At 44.4% G+C, this 16874-nt stretch carries 11 protein-coding genes; 3 read left to right on the top strand and 8 right to left on the bottom strand.

From position 1 onward, the window contains the following. Positions 1 to 155 precede the first annotated feature (155 nt). Positions 156 to 1787: a S8 family serine peptidase gene (locus GO620_RS12605; protein WP_157525710.1), complete on the top strand. Its 1632-nt coding sequence runs from the start codon at positions 156 to 158 to the stop codon at positions 1785 to 1787. A 176-nt stretch (positions 1788 to 1963) separates the two neighbouring features. Here GO620_RS12605 and GO620_RS12600 read toward each other — a convergent pair whose 3' ends face one another. From GO620_RS12600 to GO620_RS12590, 3 genes are all read right to left on the bottom strand, one after another. Further along, the gene (locus tag GO620_RS12600) at positions 1964 to 4420 is read right to left on the bottom strand and encodes a TonB-dependent receptor domain-containing protein (RefSeq protein WP_157525709.1); all 2457 of its coding nucleotides are present in this window, start codon (positions 4418 to 4420) and stop codon (positions 1964 to 1966) included. Positions 4421 to 4686: 266 nt separating this feature from the next. Beyond that, positions 4687 to 6360, bottom strand: a complete 1674-nt coding sequence (locus GO620_RS12595) for a PspC domain-containing protein (RefSeq protein WP_157525708.1) — start codon at positions 6358 to 6360, stop codon at positions 4687 to 4689. A gap of 21 nt (positions 6361 to 6381) precedes the next feature. After that, positions 6382 to 6717 carry a PadR family transcriptional regulator gene (locus tag GO620_RS12590; protein WP_157525707.1) on the bottom strand — a complete coding sequence of 112 codons (336 nt, stop codon included), beginning with the start codon at positions 6715 to 6717 and terminating at the stop codon, positions 6382 to 6384. Positions 6718 to 6899: 182 nt separating this feature from the next. Between GO620_RS12590 and GO620_RS12585 the strand changes: the two genes are divergently transcribed. Continuing rightward, positions 6900 to 10148 (top strand): SusC/RagA family TonB-linked outer membrane protein, encoded by a 3249-nt coding sequence (locus tag GO620_RS12585; RefSeq protein ID WP_157525706.1) that lies wholly within the window; start codon positions 6900 to 6902, stop codon positions 10146 to 10148. Between the two features lie 13 nt (positions 10149 to 10161). Further along, complete coding sequence (locus GO620_RS12580) at positions 10162 to 11577, top strand: SusD/RagB family nutrient-binding outer membrane lipoprotein (RefSeq protein WP_157525705.1); 1416 nt, start codon at positions 10162 to 10164, stop codon at positions 11575 to 11577. A gap of 322 nt (positions 11578 to 11899) precedes the next feature. Here the strand turns inward: GO620_RS12580 and GO620_RS12575 are convergent, their stop codons facing one another. The 5 genes from GO620_RS12575 to GO620_RS12555 are packed head-to-tail and all read right to left on the bottom strand — an operon-like array spanning position 11900 to position 16837. Further along, the gene (locus tag GO620_RS12575; RefSeq protein ID WP_157525704.1) at positions 11900 to 12928 is read right to left on the bottom strand and encodes an asparaginase; all 1029 of its coding nucleotides are present in this window, start codon (positions 12926 to 12928) and stop codon (positions 11900 to 11902) included. 34 nt (positions 12929 to 12962) lie between these two features. Beyond that, entirely contained in the window at positions 12963 to 13730 is a 768-nt protein-coding gene (locus GO620_RS12570; RefSeq protein ID WP_157525703.1) for a TatD family hydrolase, read from the bottom strand. Positions 13731 to 13781: 51 nt separating this feature from the next. After that, the gene (locus GO620_RS12565; protein WP_244139410.1) at positions 13782 to 14777 is read right to left on the bottom strand and encodes an FKBP-type peptidyl-prolyl cis-trans isomerase; all 996 of its coding nucleotides are present in this window, start codon (positions 14775 to 14777) and stop codon (positions 13782 to 13784) included. A 55-nt stretch (positions 14778 to 14832) separates the two neighbouring features. Next, complete coding sequence (locus GO620_RS12560; protein ID WP_157525701.1) at positions 14833 to 15804, bottom strand: FKBP-type peptidyl-prolyl cis-trans isomerase; 972 nt, start codon at positions 15802 to 15804, stop codon at positions 14833 to 14835. Positions 15805 to 15826: 22 nt separating this feature from the next. Next, entirely contained in the window at positions 15827 to 16837 is a 1011-nt protein-coding gene (locus tag GO620_RS12555; RefSeq protein WP_157525700.1) for a DHH family phosphoesterase, read from the bottom strand. Positions 16838 to 16874: the final 37 nt, after the last annotated feature.

The raw sequence follows: 16874 nt of genomic DNA, 5'->3' as shown, positions 1-16874 counted from the left end.
AATAGATAGGATTCCCCTTTCGAGGAGGGGTTAGGGGTGTGTATCTGAAACATAGCAAACACACCCCTGCCATCACTCAGCCCACCGCGCCCCCTCTCAAGAGGGGAATTAAACTTCAGAAATCTTTAGCAGTAAATAACTATCGTACATAATCCATGATCTACAAAATACCCCGGGCAATTGCTGCCGCTTTCTGTTTTTGCATTTGTGTTTATACGGCGTCGGCACAGCAAACCACTCCTGTAAATTTACCAACAAACTGGTTCTCGCTTGATGTTACCGCCGACGGCTACTACGGTATAAGCCTCGACAAAGCCTACAACTTTGTGAAAGGCAAAAGGAGTAAAACGGTTTTGGTATCGATAGTTGACAGCGGCATCGATACAGCGCAGGCAGATTTCCAAGGTATATTATGGACCAACCCGCATGAGAAAGCCGGCAACGGTAAAGACGACGACAAGAACGGGTACGCCGATGACCTACATGGCTGGAACTTTATAGGCGGCCCCGGTGCTAAGTGTGACTGTAAAGAAACCCTGGAAGAAGTAAGAGAGTATGAGCGCCTGAAACAAAAGTATCAAACCCTTACAGACAAGACACCTACAGATAAAAAGGAATACGCTTACTGGCTGCATGTGCAGCACCTGCGCGACTCTTCTGTCAACAAGGCGCAAACAGAACTGAAACAGCTTACGCCTATAATGAATGCCATGGTAAAAACCAGCGGCATTATCAAAAAGACGCTTAAACTGCAGCCTTCGCAAAGTTTTGGATTAACCGAGGTGCAAAGGTGGACACCGCAAAGCGATACACTTAAAGATGTAAAATACCTTTGGATAAGCATGTTTACCGCGTTAGGGAGCAACACCACCAGTACCAAGATATTAAAGGACTACTCTGATTACCTGGCCAAATTGACCAGTACGATCAACCCCGATCTTGATATTCGTAAAAGCACAGTGGGAGATGACCCTAATGTGCAGGACGGTAAAGTTTACGGCAACAATATTCTTAAGCTTGACCAGTCTTTCCACGGTAATATGGTGGCGGGGTTCATTGGCGCCAAACGCAATAATGGCTACGGCATTAATGGCGTAGCCGATAATGTGCGCCTAATGCCGATCATCGCTTCGCCCGATGGTGACGAGTATGACAAAGATGTAGCCAACGCCATTTACTACGCGGTAAACAATGGAGCTAAAATTATCAACATGAGCTTCGGCAAAAAGCTTTCGCCGCATAAAGAATGGGTAGACGGCGCCTTTAAATATGCTGCCGCGCATGATGTTTTACTGGTAACCGCGTCGGGTAATGACAGCCAGAACCTTGATGATGTACAAGACTTTCCGAATGATACTTTTCTTGATGGTTCTTCTACTGACGCGGATAATGTGATCAACGTTGGTGCATCGGGGCCAAAAGCTGATAAGTCTTTAGCGGCAGATTTTAGCAATTATGGCAAAAAAAACGTTGACGTTTTCGCGCCCGGTGTTAAGGTTACTTCCGTTGGCCTGAACAAGGAAACGGAAACAGAAGACGGTACAAGTTTTTCCTCACCCATTACTGCCGGTGTGGCGGCGCTTGTCCTCGAATATTACCCCGACCTGAGCGCCCGCCAGTTAAAACAGGTGCTGATCCAATCCGCCAAACCTTTAACCGGTTTTATGGTGAACAGGCCCGGCACTACAACTACGGTGGATTTTACCGCGCTAAGCAAATCCGGCGGTATCGTTAACGCTTATGAGGCTTTAATGATTGCTTCGACGATGAAGGGAGAGCGGAAGTAGCTGAACTTCTCTACTCCCGACATCTATAGGGATCTCTCCGAATGAGAGGGAGCTTAATTTATGCCTGGGTTTAGTCGTTACCTAACTAAATTCAGCATAAAAAAGCAATTCAACATCTGAAACGCAAAAAAGCCCCGCAAATTTGCGGGGCCTTTACGCTTATGATTGGGTTGGGATTAGTTTCCGGTTTTTACACGGTTTCTTTCGGCGTCTGCGCCGGTCTCGTGCTGGCGGGCTTTGATCTTGCTGTTGCCAAAGTTGTAGGTCAGCGTTAAGCGGGCCACACGTGAGTCGTTTTTCTGATGAATATCTATGGTGCTGCCTTGTGCTATGCTGGTAACATTATTGGTGCGCATATTAAAGATATCGCTCACAGATAACTTAACGTTCAGTTTTTTATCCGCGAATGATTTGCTCAGGCCGCCATCAATAGCATATTGCGGGTGAACCAAAAAGTAACCATAGATAAGCGGTGACTGGTAGTCGCCCATAACTTCGGCTTTAAATGTTTTAGTGATCGCAAATGTCTGTGTTGCTTTAACCTGATAAGCAACTTTACCGGCATTTAACACGCCGTTAGAAAGGGTAGTGCCGGTTGCTTCGGAACCCGATTTAAAGCCTAAGTAAAACGCGGTGAAGTTAAGATTGCCTGTCCACCATTTGGTGACGGTGTACGGCGTGTTCACGTTAAAGTTATATGCGTTCTGCACACGCAGGTTTTGGTTAGTTTGGAAAGTAGCTTTCCTTGCAGTATCTGTCAATAACACCTGGGTAATAACGTCGGTAGTTCTGCTGTAACCTAAGCTCACATTAACTGTATGCTTAAAAGTATAGTTCAGTTCGAACGAATTAGTATACTGCGGTTTTAAGAAAGGGTTGCCTTGTGAATAAGTGTATTGGTCCAGGTAAAAGATGAACGGATTCAAATTATCATACCCCGGGCGATCGATACGGCGGCTGTAATTGAAACCAATTTCGTTGTTTTTGTCGATGGTTTGATTAACGAACAAGCTTGGAAAAAGATCCAGATAGCTGCGGTTTACCACATTGTTGGTGGTTACTAAGTCACCCATTGATTGAGTGTACTCGGCACGTAAACCAGCCTGGATGGATGTATTCTTAAAGCTCTTGCTAAAATTTACGTAACCGGCATCGATCTTTTCCTGGTAAATGAAGTGGTTGGTCAAAGTAGCATCATTAACATAGCCCGAAGCTGTGTTGCGTTGCGCGGCAAGGTCATTATCTGTCTTTACATCGCTGAACTTCACGCCTGCTTCCAATTTTAAAGTCTTAGTCAGCGGTTTGGTATAATCTGCTTTGGCGGTTTTGATGTCTATTACAGAAGGGCTTTGGTTGCGGAGCATGATGGGGGTGCTCGCGCTTGTGCCGTTAGCGTTATATATATAGGTATCGTACTGCGCGTTTGATGAGTTTTTGAATTTAGAATAGTCCAGGTCAACGCTTAGCTGCTGACCGGCGGTATCTATCTGCCATTTATCGTTCAGGTTTAAGGCAAAGTTGCGGTATACCTGTGGCACACCGGAAAATGTATTCTGGTATGTGCTGAACACTCCCGGCTGCGTACCTATTAAAGTATGGTTGTAAGTGCTGTCGCGTTCGGGGTTATAGTAACCGCTTACTACAACACCCAGGGTGTTTTTGCTGCTCATGTCCCAGTCGGCACCAACACGGTAGTTATTGTAATGGTTGGTATTGATCATGTTACCGCTCTGGCTGAAATAAGTGTTACTGGTGGTGCCGATCACGGTACGGTCTATGTCTAATAAGTGCGTACGCTTGTTGTCACCGCGGCTAAAGTTGCCGAAGAAGTTAAGCGCGCCTTCTTTATGATTTAGCGATAAGCTGGTGTTATCCCTGTAGTAAGCACCTTTAGCTGCTGTTGCAGAAATATTGCCGTTAGTACCGCTTTGTTTGTTCTTTTTAAGTTTAATGTTGATGATACCAGAGTTGCCTGCAGCATCATATTTAGCAGATGGGTTAGTAATGATCTCGACGGAGGTGATAGTATTGCCATCTGTAGAGCGTAACAAGGTGGCCAATTGTGCTGCAGACAGGTAGGTCAATTTATCATTGATCATGACAGTTACCCCTTGTTTGCCCTTAAGGCTGATGTTGTCATCTTTGTCAATGGTAACACCAGGGGCGCGTTCCAGAATATCCATAGCAGAGTTCCCTGCTGCCAATACACTATTTTCTACATTAAGCACGGTGCGGTCTATCTTACGCTCAATTAGTGGACGGGTACCTGTTATGGTTACACCGCTTAATGCTTTGCTTGCCGGCACCATTTTAATTGCAGCAACTTTTACGTCGGCGCCACCAACGGTGAACACAGCGCTTAGCGCTTTTTGGTAACCTACGTTTGTTACCCGGATCATATAGCTGCCGGCTTTTATGTTTGGAAAGATGTAATTACCATCCGCGTCAGATAGGCCGCCCTTTACAACGGTAGAATCTTTTTGCCTTAGCAGGCTTACGGTAGCGTAATCTGCGGGTTTGCCTGCTTCGTTAGTGATGCTACCGCTTACCTTTACACCGGCTTGGGCATTTGCGTTTGTTAAAGTTACAGCCCAGGTAATGACGGATAATAGGGCTGTTGTGAGGGTTTTCATATGTGTGGTATTAGTGTTGTAAAATTTAGTCAAAGCGTTGCCAGTGGGCTTTTAGGCCCTTTTTTAATTTCCCTGAAATTTTTGGTTCAGTTTTTTGCTGCTGCGAACAGTTTGTTTTATCGATTAGATGCTGATCACGTAACAAAGGTTACATTAAAAGAAATTTTTACCGACGGTTATTCGGTGAATGGCGGGATATTTACGGTTAAAGTAGTGAATGGCTATGGGAACAAAAAAGCCCCGATACTTTACCGGGGCTTCAGAAGTTATTTAACTTTCTTCAGGTGCTTTGGGGCGACCGTTGGTTTGGCAAATACTTTTACAGTATCTGTAACTCTCACTGTATCCCTCTTTAAGGTATCAACCTTACACTCTAAACCGGTTGGCTGCATCTTAAAGGTTGCATAAGTAGCATCCGGCGTTTTGTTATCGTCAAGGCATCCCCAAATATTCAGGCTTAACGGACGATTAAGGTTTTTATCAACTAGTACAGTTGAATTAACCGGCACCTTTAAAACCAGTAATATTTCCTGATTGTGCCATTGCTCATTATAATTTCTATGCAAAGAACGGTCAAAGGTTAATACCGAGTCTTTCTGAGTGAAATTATACACTGTGTTACGGGCGTTCATCAGCGCCTGATCATAGGTTGCGCCGTTAGCGCTGAAACGTTCAAAAAGGGTAGGCTGGGCTACATCACTTTTTTCTACCGATATCGATACATTGTTCGGTTCACCCATATCGTCTTCATCGCCATCTATTACAATAAAGCCATGGAAGCGCGATTGTACATTTAAACGTGCGCTATCTTCTGCCGTAAGGTATTTCTTATCATTCAGTTTAAGGTGATACACATTGTTCTTTGTAGCGGCGATGTTTACAGTTTTGCCAAAACTTGCAGAATACCTGAAGTTCGCGCTGATCCGTGCCGCATAGTAAATGCTAAGCGTTACGGCGCATACCCACAATACGCCTAACACGGTCAATGCCGACGAACTTAAACGTGCGGTATTGAATGCCAGCCTTGCAAATAATACAATAAGGATTACCAGCGGGATAATAATTGCAAAGAACGCCGACGTATACAAAGCGGTATTGTACTGCACCCCTAAAACACTGAAGGGGAAAATAAACTGCAGCTCTGTATGGCCAAACATCATAAAAGAGATATAGGCTACAATTACGGCTATAGCCATGCAGAAAAAGGATAACATAAAGGCAATGCCTATTAGTTTAAGCAACAGGTTACCAGATTGCCCTATGGCCTTGCCCAGAAAACCGAAGAACTCGCCCAAAAAATCCCTGAAACGATAGATAAAAGGTTTAGCGTGGTGGCCTGCCTCGTTGAGCCGTTCGCGAAGATTTACTGCTTCAGCCTCAAAGTTTCTTTTAAAACCTTGCAGGTCCAGTTTTTCACCTTTCATGGCCATGCGGTCGGCGCGGGTTTGTGCTTTAGGCAGCACTATCCATAATATAATGTATAGAAAGAAACCCGTGCCTGCAAATATCACTGATAGGGCGAAGGCCAGTCTTACCCAAACAGCAGGCGCGTCAAAATAATTTGCGATGCCTGCGCACACGCCGCCAACCAGATGGTCATCCGGATCGCGGAACAAGCGGCGCTGACTGGTGTGCGTTTGATAGTAGCTGTCACCTGCAGTGGCACCGGTAGGGGCATTGTCAAAATCCTCAACCGCGCCCATTTGTTCAATTACCGCGTGCACATCCTGGTCTATGATCGCCTGGCGGCCTTCGCGGGCCAGTATCTCTGTAAATAGTTCGGCTACGCGGTTTTCAATATCGGTAGTGATCTCAAGGCTGTCTTCAGAATCAAAGAAATGACGCTTAACAGCCGTCATGTATGCCTTTAATATTTCGTAGGCCTGTTCCTCAATATGAAATACAGTGCCGTTTATGTTTATAATGATTGTTTTATTCATGATCGTAAAATTGTGAGGTTATTAAGCGTTGCGACCGTCTATTGATGATTGTACCGCAAAGGCAAGTTCCTGCCAGGTTTTGTCGAGTTGTTCCAACACAACTTTTCCTTCGTCAGATAGTGAATAATATTTGCGCGGCGGGCCCGATGTAGATTCTATCCAGGTATAAGCCAGCAGGCCATTGTTCTTAAGGCGGGTTAACAGCGGATACAAAGTGCCCTCAACTACAAGCAATTGCGCTTTGCGCATCTCTGCAATAATATCAGATGCATATATCTGCCCCCGCGCAATTATAGAAAGTATGCAATACTCCAGTATGCCCTTTCTCATTTGTGTTTGGGTGTTCTCGATTATCATAATACAAAGATATATGCTTTAGATTGTATTATGCAATACATAGTACTAAAATATTTTTGCGTTACCTACTTTTAAGTAATTTTTTAACCGACAATTAACATTTATATAGAAAATGTTTGTTTTTGTTGATAATAATGTCCTATTTTAGGGCAATTAACTATTAACTGATTTAAAAAGACAACATGAAAAAACATTTACTTTTTTCTTTGTGCGTACTTCTATTAGCTTTTTCGCAACAGCTATACGCGCAAAACCGTACTGTTACAGGTACGGTGACTGGTAAAGATGACGGATTGCCCCTACCTGGTGTATCTGTTGTCGTTCCGGGCAGTACCATCGGTACACAAACAGATGCTCAAGGTAAGTATACCCTGCGCGTACCGGCTGGTACTACCGCATTAAGGTTTAGCTTTATAGGATATGGTACAGAAGAGCGTGCCATCCCGGCAGGCGCTTTAAACGTTGCATTGACCATTTCTGCCAGGCAACTGGGCGAGGTTGTGGTACAAGGCGCGTTAGGCTTAAATCGTAACCGTAACCAGCAATCTTATGCTGCGCAAACAGTAAGCGGCGAAAGTCTTTCTGCAACACGTAGCACTAACATTTCCAGCGAGTTATCAGGTAAAGTGGCAGGTTTGGAAGTTCGTCAGAGCAGCAGCCTTGGCGGTTCTACCAACGTGGTTATCCGTGGTGCAAAATCTATCTACGGTAACAACCAGGCACTTTATGTGGTTGATGGTGTTCCTTTCAGCAACGGTGGTTTAAACAGTGCTTCTATTAATCAAAGCGGTCAGCGTAGCGGTACCGGTGGTTATGACTACGGTAGCCCTGCGAATGATATCAACCCTGATGATGTTGAGTCTGTGACTGTATTGAAAGGTGCTGCTGCAACAGCGCTTTACGGTTCTCAAGGTGCAAATGGTGTAATCTTGATCACTACCAAAAAGGCTAAAAAAGGCTTGGGTATCACTATTAATGCAGGTATCGGTACCGGTTCTATAGACAAAACAACCTTTGCTAAATACCAGAAACAATATGGTGGTGGTTATGGCAACTACTATGATGACCCAACCGGTTATTTCTTGTATCAAGACGTTAACGGCGACGGTAAACCGGATTTGATCGATCCATTGACTGAGGATGCATCTTACGGTGCCAAATTTGATCCAAACCTGTTGGTCTATCAATGGGATGCTTTCTATCCGTCATCGCCAAATTATTTAAAGGCAACTCCATGGGTAGCAGCTGCTAATGATCCAAGCAAATTCTTTACCCGCGCTACTCAAAACAACGAGAGCATTTTTATCACTAACGCTAATGATAACGGTTCATTCAAATTAGGTTATACCCGCGATAACCAGACCGGTATCATGCCAAACAGTAATATCCTTAAACAAAACGTAGACTTCTCTGGCAGCTACAATGTAACCAGCAAATTGACTGCAAGTGCTAACATCAGCTACATCAACACTGTTGGTTTAGGCCGTTACGGTACGGGTTACCAGTCAGACAACATTCTTAACTCATTCCGTCAATGGTACCAGGTTAACAATGATGTTTATGAATTAAGGGACCAGTATTTTGCTTCAGGTGGCCAAAACACTACCTGGAACTTAAGTGCTCCGTTTAACACAACCCCTATCTATTGGGATAACCCTTATTTTATCCGCTATCAGAACTATAACTCTGATACACGTAACCGTTATTTTGGTAACGTAGCTGCAAACTACAAAGTAACCAGCTGGTTAAACATTTTAGGCCGTGCTACAGTTGATAACTGGACACAGTTACAAGAAGAGCGCCGCCAGGTTGGTTCTGTAGGTGTATCTGGTTATACCCGCAGAAACTTAGGTTTCACAGAGTCTAACTATGATCTGATCGCTTCTGCTGATAAGGATCTTACTAAAGACCTAAACTTGAAAGCGGTATTAGGTGGTAATATCCGTAAACAACGCTATCAAACTATTAGTGCTTCTACAAACGGCGGCTTAGTTGTTCCGGGCATTTATGCTGTTTCAAACTCTGTAAGCCAACCTGTAGCACCTGTAGAAGGTGATCAGCAACGCGAGCTTGATGGTGTTTATGGTGAGTTGAACTTGACCTACGCTAAAGTAATCAACATTGACGGTACAATACGCCGCGATGCTTCATCAACTTTACCTAAAGGCGCTAACGTTTATTATTACCCGTCAGTTGCTGTCGGTTTCATCTTCTCTAACTTACTTAAAGATTACAAATGGTTGTCTTACGGTAAATTGAGAGGTAACTATGCCCAGGTTGGTAATGATGCTACTCCATACAGTACTATTGATACTTATAGCATTGGTACTCCTTATGGCAGCTCTTCTCAAACGTATATTTCAACTACTAAAAACCTTCCTAACTTAAGGCCGGAACGTACTCAAAGTACTGAGGCTGGTTTAGAGTTGCAGTTCTTTAATAACCGTTTAGGTTTAGACGCGACTTACTATGTCACAAAAACTAAAGATCAATTAATCCCGGTTTCTGTATCAACCGCAACAGGTTTCTCAAGCACTTACAGAAACGCAGGTACTGTACAAAACAAAGGTATAGAGCTTGCTTTGACAGGTACACCTTTGAAAACCAGCGATTTCTCATGGAACCTTGGCGTTAACTATACCCGTAACCGCAACAAGCTTATCGAAACATTTAATGATGCTACCGGTAACCCAGCCAACAACTTATTGTTAGCAAGCTTCCAAGGCGGTGTTACGTTGAATGCTACATTAGGCGAACCATTGGGTACCATACGTGGCAGCAACTATGTGTTTTTAAATGGACAGCGTGTGGTTAAAGCTAACGGCCGTTACCAATTATCTGCAACATCTAATGAGGTTATTGGCAACTACAATCCCGATTGGATCGGTGGTATCACTAACACATTCAAATACAAGAACTTTACTTTAAGCTTCTTGGTTGATATGCGTAAAGGTGGCCAGGTATTCTCACTTGATATGTATTACGGTTTGGCGACAGGTTTATATCCTGAAACTGCGGGTAACAATGATTTGGGTAACCCATCAAGAAATACTCTCGCAACAGGTGGTGGTATAATCCTACCAGGAGTAAAAGCTGATGGTACTCCAAATACTACAAGGGTAAGTAACACCGTTTATGGTACATACGGTTATGTATATAATCCAAATGCGGCCTTTATTTACGACGCTAGCTATGTTAAACTGCGTGAAGCTTCTTTGGGATATTCTTTCCCTCAGAAATGGATCTCTGGTTTAGGACCTGTTAAAGGCGTAGACGTATCTGTAAACGGTCACAACTTATGGATCATCCACAAAAACGTTCCTTATGCAGATCCTGAAGAGACATTGTCTTCAGGTAACTTGCAAGGTTATCAAAGTGGAGCAATGCCAACCGTGCGTTCATTCATATTAAATTTAAGAGTTAAATTTTAAGGAAAATTAAAACATGAAAAAACTATTATACATTGTTTTGCCGGCGTTGTTAGTTATAACGTCGTGCAAAAAGAACCTAACGGATCTCAATGTAAACCCTAAGTCGCCTACCACTGTACCTGCTGCAGGCGAGTTTACTGGTGCGGAGCATACATTTGCCAACATCCTGTCTTCTGCCAGCGTTAACTTGAATATATTCAGGTTAATTGAGCAGCAATGGCAAGAAACCACTTACACAGATGAGTCTAACTACGATATTAACACCAGGCCAATTCCCGATGCGATCTGGAATGCCTTTTATCGTGACGCGTTAGAAAACTTTGAACAAGCAAAAAAACTTGGTGCTGCAGACCCTGCTTCAAAAGTTAACAACGCAATGGTTGACGTAATGGAGGTTTATAGCTATTACTATTTGACAACTACATTTGGCAATGTTCCTTACAGCCAGGCGCTTAACCCTGACAACTTGTTCCCGGTTTATGACGACGCTTTAACTGTGTACAAAAGCTTGTTAACAAGGCTTGACGCGGATATTACCGCATTAGGCTCAGGTACATCAAGCTTTGGTGCTGCTGACCTTCTATATGGTGGCAGTGCAACTCAATGGAAAAAAGCTGCTGCAACGTTGAAGCTTAAAATGGCTATCACGCTTTCTGATGCTGATAACGCTACTGCGAAAGCAGCAGCAGAGTCTGCAGCTACCGCAGGCTTGTTTACTTCAAACGCCGATAACATGACCTTTGCTTACCTAAGCGCTCCACCTAATACCAATCCGGTTTGGGTTGACTTAGTGCAAAGCGGCCGTCAGGATTTCGTAGCTAACACCGTCTTAGTAACTACGTTGAAAAGCCTGAATGATCCAAGATTATCATTCTTCTTTACAACTGATGCTAACGGTGGCTATTCTGGTGCTGCACCGGGCGCAAGTGCTAACTACTCAGCGTTCTCTAAACCATCAACTACTATAACTCAGCAAACTTATCCTGGTTTGTTGTTAAGCTACTCTGAAATGCAGTTTGACCTAGCTGAGGCAGTAGAAAGAGGTTATAACGTTGGTGGTACAGCAGCAGCTCACTACAACGAGGGCGTTACCGCTTCTATCACTTTCTGGGGTGGTACAGCAGCACAGGCTACTACTTACCTTGCACAGCCAACTGTGGCTTATGCAACCGCAGCCGGTACTTACAAACAAAAGATCGGTATCCAAAAATGGATCTCTTTCTACAACCGTGGATGGGATGCATGGATAAACCAACGCAGATTAGATTACCCTGTGTTGACAGCTCCTGCTACTGCACGTACCGCTTTCCCGGTTAGGTTTACCTACCCAGTACAGGAAGGTAACGTTAACGGTCCTAACTTCACCGCTGCAGGCGCTGCAATTGGTGGAAATACTGTTACTACTAAACTATTCTTCGATAAATTCTAAGAAGAATATTTGTAATATAGAAAGGCTCCCGGATTCCGGGAGCCTTTTGTGTTTTACATGAGATGTACAATTTTATTAGTGACATCAGCTTGTTACTTCAACTGTTTCACAGCCAGTTTTAATGACTCAAAAGGCTGTTTTTTGGTTACTAGTGACAAAGCAGTGCTTGTAGATAAACGCTGTAATAAGCTGACTATTAACGAAGAGCAACTTCGTGTCACATACTTAAAAGTAGGAATCAAACTGTTTCAACTGTTTCACCTGAAACAGTGAAACACTGACAACGAAATGCGCACTATTAATGAACCGGACGGTATAAAATTCAGGAAACGGTTAACTCGCCGCGCAGGTCTGTTTCTATGAGTTCTTTGATGGTAGCAGGGTCGTCATACTGGCCAAGAAGGTACATCATTTTAGTGATAGCAGCCTCGAAAGTCATATCATAACCATTAGCTACGCCGATATCTTTAAGCTGCTTGCTGGTTTCATAACGGCCAAGTTCTACGGTGCCTACTTTACACTGTGAGATATCGACGATGACCTTGCCGTTGTCTATCGCAGATTTCAGCAGGTTAACAAACCAATCGTCTGTACTGGTATTGCCTGCACCGAACGTTTCCATTACAACGCCACGTACATCGGCAGATAGGATATTCTCTACCACTTTTGGACTGATGCCCGGATAAAGTTTTAAAACGGCAACGTCGCTTTCCAATTTCTGGCGGATAACCAGCGGCTGTCCTTCAGACGGGCGGATATCATTTACGCTGAAACGCAGGTGTACGCCGGATTCGGCCAGGATAGGGTAGTTAGGCGACCGGAAGGCTTCGAACTTTGAGGAATTATATTTGAATGAACGGTTACCCCTGAACAGTTTGTAATCAAAGTAAATGCAAACCTCGGGCACGCGTGATCGGTCATACTTTTTGGCCTTCGCGATCTCGATGGCCGTCATCAGGTTTTCCTTCGCGTCTGTACGAATGGCGCTGATGGGTAGCTGCGAACCGGTAAAGATTACCGGCTTGTCCAGGTTCTCTAACATAAAACTTAACGCCGACGCTGTATAAGCCATGGTATCAGAACCATGAAGAATGACAAAGCCATCCACCTCATTGTAATGCTTTTCTATCAGCCCTGCCAGTTCGCCCCATATTTCCTGGTTCATGTTAGATGAATCGATGATCTCATCAAACGAGTGGACTTTTATGCGGCAATTAAGCTTCTCAAGCTCGGGCACGTTATCCATGATCTGCTCAAAATTGATGGGCCGCAATACCTTGCTCACCGGGTCTGCCATCATACCAATGGTGCCGCCGGTGTAGATGATCAATATCTGGCAAGTGTCGCTCATGGTGTATAAATGTAAAAAAGAAGATCGAGATTTCTCATATGCCAAATATTGCCTTAGAATTAGCGGTGGTAATGTCGGCAACCTGCGCAACATCAACCATAAAGATATCTGCTACCTTTTCGGCGATGTATGTAAGGTAGCTACTCTCATTTGGCTTACCGCGAAATGGCACAGGAGTTAGATAAGGAGCATCAGTCTCCAGCACAATGTGCTGCAAACTTAGTTGTGCTAATGCTTTATCCAAACCTGAGTTTTTGTAAGTAACAACGCCACCTATGCCCAGGTAAAAGCCAAGATCAATGATCTGTTGTGCCTGTTCAACAGTGCCACCAAAGCAATGGAAGATGCCGCGCAGTTTGTCGTCATTGTGGCGTTGAAGTATGTCGTAAACTTCGTTAAACGCGTCGCGGCAATGGATCACGATAGGCAGATCGAGCTGTTTAGCTAATTGTATCTGGTATTCAAAAGCTGCGGTTTGAATATCGAGCGTTGTTTTATCCCAGTACAGGTCGACACCGATCTCGCCTATTGCATAGATCCTTTCGTTTTCGCCGGTGGCCATTATGGCATCTATTTCTGTTTGCCAGTCTGGTTTTACATCGCAGGGATGCAAACCAAGCATCGGGAAAAAATATTGGGGGTGGGCGTTGGTAAGATCGAAAACCAATTGCGCCGAAGCAGCATCAACATTTGGTAAAAACAGGCGGCTGATGTTCTTATCCAAACAGCGTTGCAGCATTTCATCGCGTTTACCTGGATCGGTCTCGTAATAGAAATGCGTGTGCGTGTCCGTCAGTACCATGCTGCAAATGTAAAAGGCTGCCGGTTTCCGCGGCAGCCTTTTTTATAAACATTATTTATGCGTGACTTTCTTCTTTACCGTCGTCCCTTTCTTGACAGTAGTTTTCGCGCCGGTAATTGGCTTAGCAGCCGGTGCTGTTGTCGCCGGGCGGGGACCCGGATTTAGTTTCACCAACTCGACATCAAACAGCAATGTGCTGAACGGGCCTATGTCTTGCCCGGCGCCGCGTTCGCCATAGGCTAAGCTTGACGGTATGATGAGCGTGGCTTGCGCGCCCTGGTTAAGCAAACGCAGGCCGGCTTCCCAGCCTGCTATAACTGTGTTTTGCCCAAGTATCACCTGTATAGGCTGATAATTGCGACCAGGTTGCTGCAAGCCGGCTGCCTGCGCTACAGATTGCAGGCTGGTATCAAACACTTTGCCCGCCAAGGTGCGGCCTGTATAATTAACCAAAACGGTATCGCCGGTAAGTGCTTTGCGCCCCGTGCCCTGTTGAGTGATCACATATTTTAACCCGGACGGTAAACTGGTAGCAGGAATCTTATTAGCTGCAATGTACTCATCGGCTTTAGTCAGTTCAGCCTTTTGAATTTTCTGCAGTTCGGCGTTGCGCTCGGCCAAGGCCTCGGCAAGGGTTTGCACTTTCTCTATCTTAACAATGTAAGAGATATAGCTCTTGGCCGACAAAAACGGTGGGCGTTCTTTTTCATGCCCTTTAAAAACAGAATCGACAGGCACCTTGATCAAAGCGCTGTCTTTATTTGCCAATAGCGGGAACACTTCCATCAGGTCGGCTACGTTTTGCGATGGTTTTACCTGGATCTGTACCGGATGGCCTATAGTATAACTGCTGAAGACTACCGAGTCGCGGTCTGTTTTCTGTACTACGTGGAAGGTGACAATATCTTCCAGCTTTATTTTAGGGCCGGTATTGTGGGTAAATACCTGGTATTGCGCGCCTTTTGGCGTTTGTGTGATTACCACCTGTGCTTTAGCGGAATAAATAAATGCTATTAAAGCAACGAATCCTGAAAATAACTTTTTCATCATCTCAAAAAAAACGCCCGCACAGTGTGCAGGCGTATATTATGCATTATTAATTTTACTTCTGGATTTGAGGGGCAGCACCCGGCATAGCAGGAACTACAGGTTTAGGCGCGTTAGGGTTTGGTTTGATGATGTCCATTACCTCAACCTCAAATGCCAAAGGTGAGAACGGTGGGATCACCTGCATACCACGCTCGCCATAAGCTAAATTCGAAGGGATCACAAAAGTTGCTTTCGCACCTTTGTTAAGCAACAATAAGCCCTGGTCCCAACCCGGTATAACACGGCCTGTACCTACCGGAATAGGAGCAGGTTTGTATGGCGCCATTGGGTTAAATACCTTTTCTTTTTGAGCTACTTCTTTAATGCTGGTATCAAACACTTTACCGTTTAAGAAACGGCCGGTGTAGTTAACCAATACAGTATCGCCTTTAGCCGGAAGCGGTCCTGAGCCCGGTTTGGTGATCTGGTAATACAGACCCGAATCTGTTTTGGTAGCGTTAATGTTATGGTCTTTAATGTATTTAGCGATCTTACCCGGCTCGGCAGCTTTAGCTTTAGTGCTTTCTACTTTAAAATAGTCTTCAATTTTGGCAGAGAAGATCTGGTCAGACATAGTGCCTTTAGAGATCACCTTATTTACTTTGATATCATAGACAATGTACTTGCCTTTAAAGCCCGGTGGGCGCGCATTTTTCTTAAATAAAGAGTCGGCGTTAACTTTAACCACCGCGCTATCACCTTCGCTCATCATCACTAATGCGCTGTACAGGTCGCCTTTGTTAGCGATCTTTTCCGGCATGCTCATTACTGCGGGGCGGCCGACATCATAAGTGCTGTACATCACAGAGTCGGCATCTGTTTTGGCGATCAGGTTAAGGCTTACAAAATCCTTTGGTTTAATAAGCGGTCCCGATTTGTCGTCGACGATATCATATAAAAGGCCTGAATCGCCTTTTTTAAAGCCACCATTACAGCTTGCCAACCCGGCAAGTGCAAGGGCCAAAAACATAAAGTTTTTTTTCATTTCTATTTTTAAGTTTATTGTATTAAAGTGTTAAAAGTGATTTATAATCGGGTAGTAGTTGTTTAAACTGGGTCACAACAGCGTCGAGCGTATCATCGCTCTGGCCGCCGGCCGCGTTGCGATGGCCGCCACCGTTAAAATATTTTTTGCATATCTCGTTAGCAGGGAATTCGCCTTTTGAGCGTAAAGATAGTTTTACTTTATCTTTCCGTTCTACAATAAAGGCGGCAAGTTTTATCCCGCTTATAGAAAGCGCATAGTTTACAATGCCTTCGGTATCACCGGTGGCACTATCGTACTGATTCAACTCTGCGTTAGTGACCGCTATGATGGCTGTATTGTATTCGTAAAGCACTTCCAATTTCTGGCTGAGGCAGTAACCCAAAAAGCGCAAACGGTTTTCGGTAGCGCTATTGTAAACCAGTTCATGGATGCGCCAGTTAACCGCGCCCGCGTCTATCAGGTCGGCAATGGTGCGATGAACGGCAGAGGTGGTATTTGGCAAACGAAAAGACCCCGAATCTGTCATAATACCGGTGTACAAGCAAGTAGCGACATCCTTGTTTACCAGGTCTTTATCATTAAGCTCTTTAGCTATAAAGTCATAAACCAGCTGGGCGGTTGCGCAGGCGTTAATGTTCCAGTAACGATAATCATCAAAATCCTGAGGTTCCAGGTGATGGTCTATCATTACTCTAACAGCGCTGGCTTTGCCCACTTCTTCGCCCATCTCATTGATGCGGCTTAACGCGTTAAAATCAAGGCAAAAGATGATTTCGGCATCTGCAATTAACTGATTGCTTTGTTCTACGTGCTGTGTATAAATGATCACCTCCTCGTTACCTGGCATCCACTCTAAAAAGGCAGGATAATCTGTAGGGGTGATCACCTTTGCATGATGCCCGCGCTGTACCAGATAATTGTACAAGCCCAGCGACGAACCCAAAGCGTCACCATCGGGTTTGTGATGGGTGGTAATGACGATCTTCTTAGGCTGCGACAATAAAGCTGAAAGCTGCGCGATATCTAACATTAGTGTATAAAAAAAGAATGCAAAGGTAATTATTTAT

Origin of the sequence: Mucilaginibacter ginkgonis (assembly GCF_009754905.2) — a bacterium.
In the GTDB taxonomy this organism is placed as follows: domain Bacteria; phylum Bacteroidota; class Bacteroidia; order Sphingobacteriales; family Sphingobacteriaceae; genus Mucilaginibacter; species Mucilaginibacter ginkgonis.
This window is presented reverse-complemented; position numbering and strand designations above follow the sequence as displayed.

Coding starts and splice junctions, on each gene's coding strand:
- GO620_RS12605 (WP_157525710.1), top strand. CDS start 156: ATGATCTACAAAATACCCCGGGCAATTGCTGCCGCTTTCTGTTTTTGC.
- GO620_RS12600 (WP_157525709.1), bottom strand. CDS start 4,420: ATGAAAACCCTCACAACAGCCCTATTATCCGTCATTACCTGGGCTGTA.
- GO620_RS12595 (WP_157525708.1), bottom strand. CDS start 6,360: ATGAATAAAACAATCATTATAAACATAAACGGCACTGTATTTCATATT.
- GO620_RS12590 (WP_157525707.1), bottom strand. CDS start 6,717: ATGATAATCGAGAACACCCAAACACAAATGAGAAAGGGCATACTGGAG.
- GO620_RS12585 (WP_157525706.1), top strand. CDS start 6,900: ATGAAAAAACATTTACTTTTTTCTTTGTGCGTACTTCTATTAGCTTTT.
- GO620_RS12580 (WP_157525705.1), top strand. CDS start 10,162: ATGAAAAAACTATTATACATTGTTTTGCCGGCGTTGTTAGTTATAACG.
- GO620_RS12575 (WP_157525704.1), bottom strand. CDS start 12,928: ATGAGCGACACTTGCCAGATATTGATCATCTACACCGGCGGCACCATT.
- GO620_RS12570 (WP_157525703.1), bottom strand. CDS start 13,730: ATGGTACTGACGGACACGCACACGCATTTCTATTACGAGACCGATCCA.
- GO620_RS12565 (WP_244139410.1), bottom strand. CDS start 14,777: ATGAAAAAGTTATTTTCAGGATTCGTTGCTTTAATAGCATTTATTTAT.
- GO620_RS12560 (WP_157525701.1), bottom strand. CDS start 15,804: ATGAAAAAAAACTTTATGTTTTTGGCCCTTGCACTTGCCGGGTTGGCA.
- GO620_RS12555 (WP_157525700.1), bottom strand. CDS start 16,837: ATGTTAGATATCGCGCAGCTTTCAGCTTTATTGTCGCAGCCTAAGAAG.